We start from the raw sequence: 15490 nt of genomic DNA, 5'->3' as shown, positions 1-15490 counted from the left end.
AAGTAAACGAAAGGAGGGTACACTTTTGTTCAAAATTGGAAATCAAGGATCGTTTGAAACGCTACCTGATCATGCTAGAGCAATATATGAGGGAGACACGGATGCTGTAGAAGAATTCATTAAGCAGGGCATGGATCTTGAAGAAGAAATCGTACTCAGTAAATACATAGCATTGACGCCACTCGACCTTGCCTTAATCTGCAATCAACCGGAAGTGGTTAAGTTGTTGGTGGAGTATGGAGTTAACCTGAATGTCAAAAATAATCCGGCGATCCTGAAGGCCGTTAGATATTGTGGAGAAGAAATGGTGCGTTACCTGTACCAGCAGGGTGCCAAGTTAAACGGACTTAATCGGGTCAAATCTAGTGCATATGACGAAGCCTACTATGGTAACAAAAAGAATATAAACGTGCTGAATGAACTGGGGTTGGATATTCGAGAATATGGAGGCAAAACGTTACGCAAGGCTGTAGCTGATCACGATATGAAGACAATCCAGTATTTGCTGGTTAAAGGGGTAGACGTCAATTACAATGAACCAGATATGGTATACCCGTATAAGGCGACACCTCTCACGGTAGCTGCAAGGCTTAATAACATGAAGATGGTTCGATATCTGGTGGACCAAGGAGCAGATGTGACCATTCAGGAAAAGGATGGAGAGCGGGCGTATACGATTGCAGTGAGTCAGAAAAATGAAGAAATGGCCGAATATCTAAAGGGGCATGAACCTCTAAACTTTCATGATATGAGCAACAAATTGCATGCATTAAAATCTTATAAACTACCACAGCAACTGATTGATTTCCTAACCGTTGGTATCCGAAGAATAGACTTGCCAGATAATGAATCAGGCATTCGATATATAGAATTCTTTCATCTGATCGATACAGTGGAGATGAAAATGGGCAGACAGAAGCTACTGCGTATATCCTCGAACGTCGATCAATATTCGCATATTCTGATCGTCTGGAATCCGAGCAAAAAAATGATTGGATATGCAGATATTGAACATCAAGAACATGGAACGATAGCTACTTTTGAAGAGTTCTTGGCTGAGCCGGGGAAACAAATTGCAGATTTTTTTTGATCAAATGTAATTATGTCCATAATAATCTGGTAGGGAGTTAATAGATCAAGTGTTCAAAATGCTTCTTTAATAAAGTAAAGAATTATCGTCGTTTAGCGACTCGTGATGATAAATTAGCGTGTACGTTTAAGTCTTTTTCGGCCTTGGCATCCATAATGGTGTGGCTTGCTTGAGTTTAAAGACACGCCATAGTGAAATATTACTTTAATATAGCTAAATCAGATTTGAAAAATTAAAATATATTTCTTTTATTGATTAGGCAGTTCACATAGTGATCTCTCTGATATCTGTATTGTTGCTTTAGCCTATTAATGTCAAAGATACAGTTATATAGGGGTGCTTGCCATGTTTATTACCACCCATGATTTTGCCAAAGCTGCTCTTAAAATAGTTTGAAAAAGGTAGGGAAATATAGACGAAGAGCTTCTCACGTGTTTATGCTTTTTGATGAAGGGTATGCTGATGCTTTTTCCATTCGCATTGTCACATTGGCTTTACTTTGAGAGTTATGCAATTGATTCTGTAAGAAAGAGGATATTAAATTCATGAGTTATTACGAACTAGCTGTTGAAAGAATTAAGAATATTGACGCGAATCAATACATTGGAATCTCCAACAAAAGATACGAAGAGGTAAGGTCTAACGGTGATTATAAAGCAGATGCCAGGTTGATTGCTGAGTATTATCGAAGAGTTGGTGTTTATTTACAGTTCATCTCCAAAGAAGTCACAAGTGTCTATGTGGGAATGGATTTGTTATTAGGCTATAAAATGGCCGATAATGAATGGGACGATTTATTGGTAACAGCTCCGAACTACAAAGAAGTCGATTTTTATCTTATGAAATTATTAACCATGCACTATCTACGATGGTGTAATCTGCTTGATAGTGGCAACAATATTGTACTTCAGTTTCCAGATATATATGAACCCATGATAAAATTGTTCGAAAGAGGTGGCGGGTGGATTAGTACGCATCATCATGAGTTGGTTGGTGGATTTGGAGCTTTTTCTCGTTCAATTGACGCAAGAAGAGGAGACATGAAACCTTTTGATATAAGTGATAAAGCTCTTGAGCTTATAATTAAAGAGGTAGAATTCGCAGAATCCTATGTGGTGGAGTATAAAAGAGGTAATCTATCAGAAAAAACATGTATTCGATGTGGGAACAGATTAATGATTCAATCCAACATAACTGAGCATGGTTATCAATGGTACAAAATTAAATGTGAATCTAAAGGTTGCTATGATAATAATTTCTCATGAGTTTACATAATAAAAAAAAATTATTAACCATAACGGAGATTGTATACAATGAGTGAAGATTTAGTACAACTTGAATTGGATGAGAACAAATTAATATTCTTTGAGATCAATAAAAAAAAGGTGAAATTGATACCTGATATTATCCGCGAGGAATTTAATGAAGCGCAAGTGATTAATGAACACAATAGTGAAGAAAAAGTGATTTACCAGGTGTATCTAATTGAAAACAATATTGAATTCACAATCCGAATTATAGCGTCGTTTTTCCATGATTCGGTCACTATTATCGCGGATGAGGCAAATATAACAATGAGAGCATATCAAACACTGAATAAAAACCTTGTAAACAGTTCATCGGCTTAAAACATTCGTAGTTTAATGTGTAAGTGGAGTAAGTGAAGTTAGTCTTTCATTAACCATAATTACATTACAGGAATTAATGAATATCCTCTCAGGCTAAAGGTGTTAAATGTATGAGGGGTTTCGCAATTGTCCGATAGAAATAGTCATGACATCAGAAATGAAGGTATTAATTTCTTTTATTGTAAATGTATTTCAGTGGTCTTTCTAAGTTCTAGAAATTCTTTTGGTGAATTTACGTTAGTTAGTGGTGATTTTCTTTAAACATCAGTAGCAAAAAATAAACTGTGTGAAACACCAACTTCTTTAGCACGTTTGTTAAACGATTCTCTGAATTCTTCAGGGGTCATATGTAAACTTCCCGGTAATTTTTCTTGATTTGTTCTTTCTTCCTTAACCTCTTCTTTCAAGGGGGGGTTACTTTACCAAATAACTAATCGGTCTTTTCCTCGTTAATTTATTTAGCTAACGGGCAGGTTAGCGTAGCTGTACAAGAAAAAAATAGCATTATGGGAGAAGGAGTAGCAGTATATTTCTGGAATTTATTATTATTGGTAATTACTGAGATGGGATGTGTATAAGATGGACAATCATTACCAAAACCTTCTGTTAGCTTTTGAAGAAGCTGAAAAGGCTAGAGATGAGGGTACTTTTCCTATTGGTGCAATTATTGTTGATGCAGATGGTTCAGTTGTAAGCCGAGGTAGGAACAGAGTTTTTTCAAGCTGTGATTCTACAGCTCACGCCGAAGTGGATGCTATAAGAAAAGCCGGAAATGTGATACTTCATCTTGAGAGCAAGAAATTTATTCCTAAGAACGAACTTACCTTATATACTACCTGTGAGCCTTGTCCCATGTGCACAGGTACAATCGTGTTGTCTTTGATTAAAAAAGTGGTTTGGGCTGCAAATGATAAGGATATAGGTGCATTTAAAAAATTCAAGGAATTAAATAGCGAATTACCTATTTATAATGATCTGTTCCACGACATCGAGTTTGTTGCAGCCCCTTACAGAGATTTAGAATTGAGACAAAGAAAAATGTTAGCAGAATGGAACAACAGCCGCGGGTATACCGATAATCATTGGAATGATGAATTAGTAAATGAAATTGTTTAATCATAAATGAAACTTTGCGTCTGATGTATTAAGCTAACGGGAACGTTAGCCCTATAAAACCAAAGAAGCAGCCGACTATAGTGATCGGCTGCTTTTGTTCAAAATTCATTCTTAATGCAACATAATAATATTTATTGTTTGGTATGAAGTGAATTTTTCAATAATAACAAAAGCTAAACCTATAGCAAATAATATAGTTCCAAGAAACATAAGCCTTTTTTATAGATGATCTACCCATAATTTTTATCGCCTCCTTGTTATGATATATTGCTTTTATAACAATTAATGGAATTTATTTAAATTATAACCTATGATTGGTACACATAGAGTTGACATGAGGTAATGCTATATCCTGAAATGAATTGTTTGCTGTTTTTACATTACAATACTGTATATGGAGGATATCTTTTTGAAAAAAAATTCATAGTTACAATGGTAGGAACCTTGTTGTTGTCTGGATGTGGGGTTAATAATCAGTCTACAAGTCCAGCAAAGGTTCATGAGAACACGTCCAAAGAGAGTGTATCAACATCAGTTGAATCTACTCCCAAAACAATATTATCCGAGACTTCAGATAAGAAAATTGCTGTTTATGGTGTTCAGGAGAAAGGGGATTTCTTCTCGTCACTTGATGTAGCTATAAATGGAGAAACGAAAACATTTGATTGGAGTAATGTAACAAATTCCGCTTTTTATCCTCAAATTTCTGTCATTGATTTAAATGAAGATGGAGAAAATGAGATTGTTATTATTCTGACCAAAGGTACAGGGACTGGAATACATGATTCAGAAGTGCATGTCCTTAAAACAGACTTCACAGAAATCCCTGTTACGGATCCGAAAGATTTCGTTAAAAACAATATTAAAGTTGACCTAAAAACTGATAAAGATATTTGGCAGTACACTGTTTCCGCTGATGGACACAAGTATTCATTTGAATTTAGTGAAAGTGACTCAAGCGAATGGTTTGAACAACCAACGGTTCAAAATATATTACGATACGTAACTAAGGATAATGAGCTTATTTCAGAGCTGCCTATTCAGATTTCTGTAGGAAACTATTTAGGACATGCAATCGTTACATATGCAATGGTTAATGGAAAGTTGGAACCATCCCAAATAGAGGTTTTAAAAGAAGGAAGCTCATTATGAGCTGCCTTTGTGTTGTATTGGATGATTAATATCCTTCTACTCTGTAGACGTATAAAGTAATGTAGATGAGGGTTTAGTTGTTCATCCGCCTGTTAGTGCAGGTACCCGAGAGGAAGATAGGAAAGACGTAATCTACAAGCTGGATCTGAGTAGAAAACAGTTAAGAGGAAACGATAGCATAACTATTAAGAAAGCAGCTGATCTTGTGATCGGCTGCTTTTGTTAGCTAGCGGGCTGAATAGTTGATTAATAGGAAGTGCAGGATAGAATCAGGATCTTATCTAAATTTCTATACCGATCTTTAATGATTGGGCTGCTGGCATTTTGAAGAAAGATTGTATTCTTTATGCGATACAATCTTGCTTTTTTGTTTATTTGAACAAACTCCTATTGGGACTGTGAAGAATTTGCTCAGATTAAAAGTTGGCTAAATCAAAATATCTTATATCCACTGTTTCCGGATAAATGGAATTCATAAGTTTTTAGGGCCGTAACGCAAGTCTATAAAAATCTGCCCAACCATAAGCGTTGGTTTGCATTCCTAATAAACGATTGTCGTAGTACGTGGTCTGTTTTAGATGGTACAAGAAGAATACAGCTCGTTTATTTCTAAGCCATTGTTCCGTTTCTCGGGTCATTCGAATACGTTTGTTTAGTTCGGGCTCATTTTCGATCTTACGCAATCGAGTGTTTAGATGCTCATAAATCTCAGGGGAAAGATGCCTACGTACAACATGACGATCATCAAACATAAGACGTAAGAAAGAGATAACCGAATTATCATCAACAACAGCATTAGCTAGTACTAGATCCGCGGCATCGATTATATCCGGACGTATAAACTCTTCATAGTCTCGAATCTCTACATTGATTATTATCCCATGTTTAGCGCATTGTTCACTAAACCAGCGTGCATTTTTCTCCAAGGAATCACCCAATATATGATAGGTCAAAAGCGATAGTGATCGTTCTGGTTGAAAGGGAGGCGGCACTAGAAAGGCAGATTCCGTTTGTAAGTAACTACGGTCATCATTAGTATATTCATGCTCTAGCATTCGGTCGGCTATAATGCTCCATTCGGGAAAAAAACTGTATGCTTCGCTATAGGTATGATCGTTGGAACCAGCATTCATATGTAGCGGATTAGCCGTATGACAAAGCCAACGACGAAAATCGCTAGATTGAAGAGGTCCCGGCCTGTTTAGCTGAATTGTCATATATGTGCATCCCGCTTCAACTCTCTCGATGTCAGGTGGTCGAATGTTTCGTGTGTGGAGTTGAAAAGGATGAATATAAGGGAGTGAATCCCCTGCCATTTCATGTATTGTTAATGGACGATAACGAGTTTCCGGTATGATCCACAGTTCCACCCGGTCGAGTTGAGCTCGCCCCCAAAAATATGCAGGGAAGGACTCAAGAACAATTTGGACGTTATCGTTCTCAATCACACGGAACGGGCCACTCCCAATAGGAAAACGTGCAAATTCCCCTGGCGAGAGTATTGAGGAAGAAAGGGGAAGGATTGAAGCACGTGGAGAAGCAAGCAGTTGGGGAAGAAGATGATAAGGTCGTCTAAGTCTAATCACAACACAGTAAAGACCTAATGCTTGAATGCTATCCAATGGAAGTTCGGTCCATTCCGTCCGTCCAAAATCGGTAGACGTTAAACGTTTAAGAGTATAGACAACGTCCTTGGCATTCAATTCGGTATTATCGTGAAAGAGTATCCCTTTTCGCATGTAAAAAGTCCAAGTGGTTTCCATGTTATCCGTTTCCCAATAATAAGCCACATGAGGAATGATTTCGTCGTCCTCATCACTAGTAGTCACAAGCGTGTCAAAGAGTTGGCGAGCCAAATGCCACTCCGTGCGCCGCAGAGTAAATGCAGGATCTAAATTAGGCATACTTCGGTAAAAAGGCAGGCGCAGTGTGTCACGTTGATAATTCTCATTCTTATCGACTCGGTAACCATACTGTCCCTATAGCCAGTTTGCAAAACGACCACGTGTTACATCATCCACGTCATGCTCTTCAAGTAATCGTATTCCATCATGAAACCTTCCTTTAATCGTTGCTTCCTGAGCGATTGTAAGCACGACCTCTGCTTCTGAAGCTAATATCGTCAGCGTTGAACGATTTCCTCGCCCAAGTCCTGGGGACCAAGTGATCCACCCAGCCGTACACAAACGACGTATGATCCATTTCACATTACGTGGCGTACAGTTCCAAACCGTGCCCAACTCTTGTAAAGTCGTCTTCTGTGAAATCTGCGATTCCAGCTTGCCAAATAATTTTTTGAGATTGAAGAAATGTTCTGATAACTGCAGAATATTCACCTCCAAATAAAAGGGGAAGTTTCAAATCGAAAAGTATACTCTTTTTATATCCCTTTTTTCAACTACAATCATAGCATACGAACCATAAGCGGAGCTGAAAAGGAGGAGCTTATTATGGAAATTGTTTTAGCCACTTGGATTCCAAGGAAAGCCCAATGGATAAACGAAGGACTGCTTAAAATACCGATCCCAATGCGGGCGTTATTTGAAAATGAAGTGCACGAAGTTGATGATATTGGAAATACCTTCGAGGAAAACGCGCTTTTGAAAGCCGACGCAGTTCAGATTACATCAAATAGGATAATCGTTGCGGAAGACTCAGGGTTATGTGTAAATGTGTTAGACGGAAATCCAGGTGTTCGTACTGCCCGGTGGGCTCCAGGTACAGATGACGATCGTAGTATGAGGTGAATATCTTGACTAAGAATAATACAAGTCGTTTTAGTAACAAAGATTATTATTTCCTCGCCATTGGTGCAGCCCTATTAGTCACCTTACTTTGGTCGACCTCTTACATTTTAAACAAAATGGCGTTTCAACATCATATTGGGCCTTTTACACTAGCTGGATTACGTTACAGCGTTTCAGCAATTACATTAGTGCTCGTTCGGTTGATTCTGGTAAATCGAAATAGTATAGCACCAAAAAGGCGTGTTCAGAAGGGAACAGTACGTATCCAATTACGACCATATTATATCGTTATTCTTGGTGTAACTGGGTATCTAATGGCACAGGGACTGCAGTATTCGGGACAGATGCTGATTACACCAACACAAACGAGCATGATCCTATCTGTTGGAAACACTGTAGCTTTAATTGTACTAGACGTTTGTTGGCTCAAAGAGTTACGTGGTCGCTCATCATTTTTAGGGATCGTGGCAGCAATGGCTGGAGCTGTCGTTTTCTATTTCCCTTGGGATTTTGAGAGGACCCATTTTGGTGGGATTGTTCTTATACTCACTTCTTGTGCTGGATATGCTATCCATCTGGCACTAACGAGGCATTTACTTAAAAACGGAAAAGCAAATCCAGATGATCTAGTTCTCATGCCCATGGGAATTGGTGCCATTGGGATGTTAGTGATTGGGCTGATTTTTGAAGGTTTACCAAGCTTCTCTTGGCCACTTGTGGGGATCATACTTTGGTTAGGGATCATTAATGGTTCGATTGCGTTCTCTTTATGGACTTGGAGTCAAAAGCACTTACGGGCTTATGAAAACAGTCTCATCAACAATTTGATGTTATTAGAGGTGGCTGTATTCGATGTTATCATCTTACACCGTAATTTATCGGTTGTTGAAGTGGTGGGACTACTGATTGTAGGATTAGCTGTTGTATTCGTACAAATATACTCTCATTTAAAAAGGCCTACCTAGGAGACTGGGTTTTTTCTAACAGTGCAAGTGTTTTACCTACCCGTATATCTGCAAAAAAACAGATAGAGATGATCAAGAGGCACTTCTAAAATGCTATGTTGATAGGGCAGGTTAGCGTAACTAAACTGGTTTATTGCTCGTTTATCAATATATAGGGCAACCGTATTCAAGGAGGTATATAATGAAAAGATTTGTATTGATGTTTATTTTTGCTTTCGCAGTGGTTGCTTGTGATAATTCTGTTGAAGATCTACCTGTTACCCAAGATGATCAGGAAATTCAGGATCTTCAAGCTGAAAACAAGCAACTTAAGGCTGAATTAGAAGCGGCTCAGAATACTTTGAATGAAATGGATATGAGTACAGTTAGAGGCCCTTTGAATGCAGCATTCAGAATAATTAAAGCTATGAATAATAAAGATTACGAAGCCTTAGCAACATTATCTGTCCCTGAAGTGGCGTGGGATGATCAGAATGATACGTATACTTTACAAGATGATGAATCCAAGCAAAAGGTTTCTCTCTTATCATCAATTGAGTTAGGGAACCTAGAGTATCGCGGATTTGATCCAGTGAGTGAGAATGAGGTTCAATTATTTTTGGCAAAAGTAGATGATGGAAATGTTGCCATTTATATTGATTTTGTGAAAACTGGGGATCAATGGCTATATAAAGACCATTTAACCAATTAAACAAGTGAAACATATCATAATTAAAAAGATATTGTTCAACTAACGGGCAGGATAGCGTAACTTGGATGACTTGAAGAGTGTTTTCTTTAATGGAAGCTTATAGATGGAGCTGTATGAAGGGCGGTCAAGATCCCATTTTGGGCATAGCAGTGAAGTGTCGCGTGACAAGAACAATGTGCCATTGCCGATTAGATTAATATCTAAACATTTAGGTTGTGGGAAATCATAACTGGTGAAAAAAAACGATTTACTATAAAGATCGCAAAATTGATGTTTATAAACTCTTTTTGAGCGAAGGATAAGAACAACATACCATTAATCAGTCAAACAACTAATTTACCGAATTATCATTAAGCTAAAGAGTAGGTTATTTAAATTCTTTTGTAATTTTTACGTCAAAGCAAATAGGAGATCAATATAAGTACGTGAGCTACTGGTGTATTGATCGACTACCTTAAGATGGATATCTCGCGAATATACCAAATCATTTAATTCAATATTTTTAGTTTTTATGGAAACTTTCACCAAGTGAGTACGTATGTAAAGTCATATCTTACGCTTAGGCAGCATTTGACGGAACGAGAATACAATTTAATAGGACAAGCTTTCTGAAAGAAAGCAGCATCATGACCGAGGAGGGAATAAACCAGTGAGTATAGTCGTCAACTTGATGCGGAGATTCAAAGACCGCGATACCCGGCAACAGTTAAAAGGCTATCGAGACAAGGTGGAACTCATCAGAACACGGAATTTGGAGACTTGGGACGATCAGCGGCTCCAAGAGGAATCTCTCCGCTTGAAAAAGGAAGCAAAGTGTGGAACACCTTTAGATGAACTACTTGTCGACGCCTATGCGCTGGTCTGCGAGGTAGCGAAGAGAAAGCTCGGATTAAAGCCTTACAATGTGCAGATCATGGCTGCCATCGCCTTGCATGAGAGATTTTTAATCGAGCAGCATACGGGCGAAGGAAAAACACTCTCTGCTGTTATGCCTGCTTACCTAAATGCGCTGACTGGCCAAGGCGTTCATGTGCTGACGTTTAACGATTATTTGGCAAGTCGAGATGCGGAGTGGATGGGTCCGATCTATCGTTTTCTCGGATTAAGTGTAAACTCGGTTCAAGCTGGTATGAGCCTTTTCGAGAAACAGGAAGCGTACGCCAACGATATAACCTATGTGACGGCTAAAGAAGCGGGATTTGATTATTTGCGCGACACGATCGCCCTAAACGAAGCTGATACGGTGCATCGTCCATTCCACTACGTCATCGTCGACGAAGCGGATTCATTACTTCTCGATGAAGCGCGGGTGCCACTAGTCATCAGCGGCGAGTTGAGCTCTTCCAAGAGCGACGACCTTCGTTTCGTAGAAGTGGCTCGGCAGCTCGACGAAGTAGAGCATTATGAATTCGACGAGTTTCAGCGGAACGTTTATTTGAATGAAGCTGGCACTGCGAAGGTGGAGTCACTACTCGGATGCGGCAATTTGTACGATAGCCATAATAGTCATTTCTTAACATCCTTGAATTGTGCGCTACATGTGGAAACGTTATTAAAGAAAGATGTCAATTATATCGTGAGAGATGGTCAAATTGAATTAATTGATGAATATACTGGTCGTGTGGCGGAGAACAGGTATTTGCCGGATGGACTGCAAGCTGCGCTTGTGGCCAAAGAAGGACTAGAGTGGAAGGCAGGAGGGAGAATTCTCGGGACGATTACCATTCAACATTTCATTAGTTTGTATCCAGGAATTTGCGGAATGACGGCTACGGCGCAGGCTTCAGTAATGGAATTTGAAAATATTTATGCCTTACAAGTCGTGAAAATTCCGCCGAATCAGCCAAACATACGGATCGATCACCCGCACCGCATTTACACTCATAAAGAAGCCAAACTAAAGGCGCTTGTACAAGAAATTTCGTCTATCCATGCGATGGGACGTCCGATTCTCATTGGTACGTCTAGCGTTGAGGAGTCTGACAAGCTGGCGGAGGCGCTGGTGAGCGCCAATGTACAATGCCATGTTCTGAATGCAAAAAACGACGCAATAGAAGCCAAAATCATAGCTAAAGCAGGAGAAATTGGCGCCGTAACGGTGTCTACAAATATGGCAGGACGCGGCGTCGACATTAGGCTCGGCGGCGGCAACCCGGAGAAGGCAGAAGTTGTCGCCAAGCTGGGAGGATTATACGTGATAGGTACATATGTGAACGAAAGCGTGCGGATTGACGATCAGCTACGCGGGCGTTCCGGCCGCCAGGGCGACCCGGGAGCTTCCGTATTTTTCGTCAGCTTAGAGGACGAGTTAATGCTTCAGTTCGGAATCCACAAAGTGGTTCGCGCTCCTCGGCAGGAGGAGGCTCTCGAGGAGTCGATGCTCCGCAGTAAAATCGAGCATGTTCAGCGCGTTATTATGGGCCAAAACTTCGATATCCATCAGGAACTGAACAGTTATTCCGATATGGTGGAGGATCAGAGGCGAATTCTATACGCTGAGCGACTCAGAATTTTGAAAGGGGAGCTGCCAATGAGCCCTTCGGAGCAGCGGGTCCGGCTTTTTTATATCGATGAGTTCTGGGCTGAACATCTGGCATACGGTTCTTACCTTCGCGAAAGCATCCATTTGGAGAGCATTGCTAGCCGCAATCCAATCGACGAATTCCATGCGAAAATCACCCAGGCCTACGAGCAAATTCCGGCTAAAATCAATAAGGAGTCTACGAATATGCTTCTAAAGCTTGGAGGTTCAAATGATCCTGCGGAGTGGGAAAAGCTCGGTCTGAAAAGCCCTACTTCCACCCGGACCTATATTATCAATGACCAGTACAGCCAGAATAAGCGGAGTTCATGGACAGGTACGACTGTTTTGGCTTTTTGGGGTAGCAAAATTTTGAAGTTGGCACTGTGGCCTGTATACAGGCTGTCAAAATAGTGATGCAGAGTAGCTTTTAAGGTAATTGCGGAAAACAGATCTAGGCCAGAGAAGGAATGGTTGGGTAAACGATCATAAACGCTATCCAAATAAGATCATTTGGTACTTCGGGGAACGAAATTATCTCAGATGTAACAAATTTGGGTTTGAGATAAAACTGTTGCTACTCTATTACATCCACAACGAGGAATTGACAACAAAATTCAAGAGTTGTTTGGAAACGTGGTCTCCCAAAATGATTAATAGGAACCACACCAAGGCGACATTATTAAGCTAACGGGAAACAATAGCTTAATAAAACCAAAAGCAGCTGACTAACGTGATCGGCTGCTTTTGGTTTGAAGTGGTGGCCCCACATCGGCACGTAAAAAGCTAGGCTCTTGTAGCGAGGTGTTCGTGGGGTTGCCTAGTTTTGTTATGGTTACAGGTTGTAATCGATGCCTTCGCCAGCGCCTGTGAGGGCATTTACGTATATGTGAGAAACGCCTTCGATCCCAGTGACGGAAAATACGTATACAAGCTTGCTGTTGTGGATCTCCAGCTTTGGCTTACCCGAGACGTTTACTTTTGAGTCGAGTTTCTCAGAGGCTTGCTCCGCAGTCAGTTTCGGGTGAAGTGGGAAGGTTTTATTGTAATTGTAATAATAACTATACGCATCAAAATTCTTCAACGCACCGTTACGACGATCAAATTCCCATACGACTTGCATCTGCGGAATGGAAACTTGTTCCCGAACCGGAATATACGTGAGATAAATTGAGGTGTTTTTTATTTCTTTTGCTACTATTGTCAGACGTTCGTCAGACCAGCGCGCCATCCAGGTGTCGGCAACCGCGATAGCCTGTTTTAAGTCCATAGATTGCTCTACAGCTACTTCTTCGGAGATCGAGACGTCGCGTGTCACTTGGAGTACGTGTCCGCTTTTACTCAGTGTTGCAATATAGGGGCTGGTTGGTTTTCCAATGGTGTCCGATAACTTGAAATCCATGACTTCTCCTAATTGGGAGCTGCTCCCGCCGGAGACCATGTTGACGATTTGCTTATCTGCTCCTGTATTCCAGGCTTCGCCCATGAAGGTTTTCGCTTTGGCCGCAAGCTCCGTAGTCTTATAAGTGGCTTCACCGGCGAAAACGGTTCCTGGCTTCGGAGGTATATAAGGATTCTGATTGTACAGGAACTCGTTAAAGGCTTTATTTCCATATGTTGAGACCGAATCGAGTGTAGACAAAGCCTCTTCCATTTCGGCCGAGATCCGTTCTATATTTGATAAAGAGGTACGATCACCTTTCTCTCTCATCAGATCAAGATATGGTAGGGCGGTCCTCGCAAACTTTCTCAGACGCTGAATTTGTTCTAATTGATTCGGGTTGAGCGAAATTTCCTTCTCGCTGGCGGGATAGGCCAAGTAGCGGCTCCCGTTCGTGATAAACGATTCGTACACTGGCCAAGATTGAGAGTTTGTTGTAGCGGATGCACTGCTTATAAATTGCACTATAAGATTGGCATTTTCAATCGCAGATTGAAGTGCTGCTTGCCGATCTGAAACCGTAGGCGCCCCAAGGGACTCCGCAAGTGCATAGTCGAAATTACGCAAGTAGATCGATTGTATATGCGACCAGTATTGCGTATTGCGCTGTTGCTGCTGCTCCCATTGTCGATTATTTTGATGCTCCGTATAACTGAAATACGCGCCCGCGAATGTCGTCGTGCAAAGCAGGCCAATGATGGATTTGGTGAGAACGTTCATGTCTGCTAAAGCTCCTGTCTTTGTCTTCATAATGCTTATCCACTTTAACAAAGATGAGAACACAGTTTAATGAGTAAATATTTCCAATGTAAATCCCTGGTCCGTTGACCAATTCTGCACGCATGAGGCTGAAGAAAAGTACATTAGAGGTGGGGAATAAGAACATTAGGGTATTGAACTAACGGGAAAAGCTAGTTCAATCAGAGATTACTTAATTCGCCAACATATTAATTATTTGTTGGTCTTTTTCTGTTGCATCCGGACAACACTGTGCAATGCGCATCTTTTTAAACTGATGGACAGTAGAGTTTGTTTATAATCAATCTTGGTCTTCATAACATAAATATTCCTGATATAATCATTTTATAAAAATGGAAACAACTGGGGTGGATGTTATGTTTTCTGAAGAGGATTATACAAAGGTAGCGAAAGAAGCCTTAATTCAATACCCGATAATTTGTAGTGAAATTGCATACCTCGGGGAAAGTGATAATGTTACATTCCGAGTTCATACTAAAGACGATAATCCGAAGTTTCTTATCAAAATCCATATCTCGAAGAGTTCCAATTACTCAAAGGAAAATATCGAATCAGAACTCATGTGGCTTGAAGCCTTGAATGAAGATACAGGTCTTGTTGTACCTAATCCTAAAAGGAATCTCGAAGGTGATCTGGTCACAGTTATATCAACTGATTATAATAACAATAAATTCATTGTGACTGTTCACCAGTGGGTTAATGGTAAGGTGCTTAACAGAGAGCCAACAAGTAATGAAACTGGCAATTTGGCTCTTTTAATGGCGGCTTTACATAAACATTCTATAAAGTGGAATTCACCTGACGGCTTTAATAGACCAATATACAATTCCGATCATTTATATTCTTCACTTAATCAATTAAAACAGTTGGTAAATTTAGAACTTATGTCAAGTGAAGCATTTTCATATGTGGAGGAGTCAGCACATAAAATAGCAAAAATGATAGAAAGACATAAAGGAGAACAGTGTAACTGGGGAATCATTCATTCCGACCTTCACGAGAGTAATTATGTGTTTTATGAAGATATTCCTCGACCAATAGATTTTTCGAATTGTGGTTATGGCTTTTATTTATTTGATATGGCTGAAACATTTCTGCATCTTTCAGTTGAAAATAGGAAAATATTCATTAAATCATATAGTAAAGTAAATCAACTACAAGGAAATTATATAGAGTTGTTAGAAGCTTTCTTTATATGGTCAATAATAAGGACTTTTGCATTTCATTCTTTAAATCCAAACGAACAACAATCTTTGACAGCTAGTCTTCCATCAGTTATTCAACATTATTTTATGAAATATTCTAAAGGAGAAAATTTCTTATTCAACTAATGGACGTTTTACCTGAATAGTGACAAAGCATTGAAATTAGCAACCTATT

General features: G+C 39.8%; 14 protein-coding genes. 10 read left to right on the top strand and 4 right to left on the bottom strand.

Going from position 1 to position 15490, the window contains the following annotated elements; genetic code table 11:
• Window positions 1-25 precede the first annotated feature (25 nt).
• The 3 genes from AC1DE7_RS10820 (at window position 26) to AC1DE7_RS10810 (ending at window position 2718) form a co-directional block, all read left to right on the top strand.
• Window positions 26-1090: an ankyrin repeat domain-containing protein gene (locus AC1DE7_RS10820; protein WP_477534361.1), complete on the top strand. Its 1065-nt coding sequence runs from the start codon at window positions 26-28 to the stop codon at window positions 1088-1090.
• A 545-nt stretch (window positions 1091-1635) separates the two neighbouring features.
• Window positions 1636-2355, top strand: coding sequence for a hypothetical protein (locus AC1DE7_RS10815; RefSeq protein ID WP_282320981.1), 720 nt, complete (start codon window positions 1636-1638; stop codon window positions 2353-2355).
• A gap of 48 nt (window positions 2356-2403) precedes the next feature.
• On the top strand, window positions 2404-2718 hold the full coding sequence (locus AC1DE7_RS10810; RefSeq protein ID WP_282320982.1) for a hypothetical protein: 315 nt from the start codon (window positions 2404-2406) through the stop codon (window positions 2716-2718).
• A 257-nt stretch (window positions 2719-2975) separates the two neighbouring features.
• Here the strand turns inward: AC1DE7_RS10810 and AC1DE7_RS10805 are convergent, their stop codons facing one another.
• Window positions 2976-3125: a hypothetical protein gene (locus tag AC1DE7_RS10805; protein WP_282320983.1), complete on the bottom strand. Its 150-nt coding sequence runs from the start codon at window positions 3123-3125 to the stop codon at window positions 2976-2978.
• A 172-nt stretch (window positions 3126-3297) separates the two neighbouring features.
• Here AC1DE7_RS10805 and AC1DE7_RS10800 point away from each other — a divergent pair, with 172 nt between their 5' ends.
• Both AC1DE7_RS10800 and AC1DE7_RS10795 read left to right on the top strand, forming a co-directional pair.
• Window positions 3298-3834: a nucleoside deaminase gene (locus tag AC1DE7_RS10800; protein WP_282320984.1), complete on the top strand. Its 537-nt coding sequence runs from the start codon at window positions 3298-3300 to the stop codon at window positions 3832-3834.
• 366 nt (window positions 3835-4200) lie between these two features.
• Window positions 4201-4986 carry a hypothetical protein gene (locus tag AC1DE7_RS10795; RefSeq protein WP_477534360.1) on the top strand — a complete coding sequence of 262 codons (786 nt, stop codon included), beginning with the start codon at window positions 4201-4203 and terminating at the stop codon, window positions 4984-4986.
• A 482-nt stretch (window positions 4987-5468) separates the two neighbouring features.
• On the opposite strand, the gene AC1DE7_RS10790 is transcribed toward AC1DE7_RS10795, so the two are convergent.
• Together AC1DE7_RS10790 and AC1DE7_RS10785 are read right to left on the bottom strand one after the other, a co-directional pair.
• Window positions 5469-6815 carry an ABC transporter substrate-binding protein gene (locus AC1DE7_RS10790; protein ID WP_477534359.1) on the bottom strand — a complete coding sequence of 449 codons (1347 nt, stop codon included), beginning with the start codon at window positions 6813-6815 and terminating at the stop codon, window positions 5469-5471.
• Between the two features lie 150 nt (window positions 6816-6965).
• On the bottom strand, window positions 6966-7322 hold the full coding sequence (locus AC1DE7_RS10785) for an SgrR family transcriptional regulator (RefSeq protein WP_477534447.1): 357 nt from the start codon (window positions 7320-7322) through the stop codon (window positions 6966-6968).
• 114 nt (window positions 7323-7436) lie between these two features.
• Here AC1DE7_RS10785 and AC1DE7_RS10780 point away from each other — a divergent pair, with 114 nt between their 5' ends.
• From AC1DE7_RS10780 to AC1DE7_RS10765, 4 genes are all read left to right on the top strand, one after another.
• On the top strand, window positions 7437-7733 hold the full coding sequence (locus AC1DE7_RS10780; protein WP_282320986.1) for a non-canonical purine NTP pyrophosphatase: 297 nt from the start codon (window positions 7437-7439) through the stop codon (window positions 7731-7733).
• A gap of 5 nt (window positions 7734-7738) precedes the next feature.
• Window positions 7739-8698, top strand: a complete 960-nt coding sequence (locus AC1DE7_RS10775; RefSeq protein WP_477534358.1) for a DMT family transporter — start codon at window positions 7739-7741, stop codon at window positions 8696-8698.
• A 181-nt stretch (window positions 8699-8879) separates the two neighbouring features.
• The gene (locus AC1DE7_RS10770; protein ID WP_282320988.1) at window positions 8880-9389 is read left to right on the top strand and encodes a hypothetical protein; all 510 of its coding nucleotides are present in this window, start codon (window positions 8880-8882) and stop codon (window positions 9387-9389) included.
• 649 nt (window positions 9390-10038) lie between these two features.
• A complete protein-coding gene (locus tag AC1DE7_RS10765) occupies window positions 10039-12324 on the top strand; it encodes a preprotein translocase subunit SecA (protein ID WP_282320989.1) in 2286 nt (761 codons plus the stop codon).
• Between the two features lie 421 nt (window positions 12325-12745).
• Here AC1DE7_RS10765 and AC1DE7_RS10760 read toward each other — a convergent pair whose 3' ends face one another.
• Window positions 12746-14071, bottom strand: a complete 1326-nt coding sequence (locus AC1DE7_RS10760; protein WP_282320990.1) for a PepSY domain-containing protein — start codon at window positions 14069-14071, stop codon at window positions 12746-12748.
• A 395-nt stretch (window positions 14072-14466) separates the two neighbouring features.
• Between AC1DE7_RS10760 and AC1DE7_RS10755 the strand changes: the two genes are divergently transcribed.
• Window positions 14467-15441 carry a phosphotransferase enzyme family protein gene (locus AC1DE7_RS10755; RefSeq protein ID WP_282320991.1) on the top strand — a complete coding sequence of 325 codons (975 nt, stop codon included), beginning with the start codon at window positions 14467-14469 and terminating at the stop codon, window positions 15439-15441.
• Window positions 15442-15490: the final 49 nt, after the last annotated feature.

Source organism: Paenibacillus sp. 10L310 (assembly GCF_056395745.1).
Note: the sequence above shows the minus strand (reverse complement) of the source record. Positions and strands in the feature narration are given on the sequence as shown.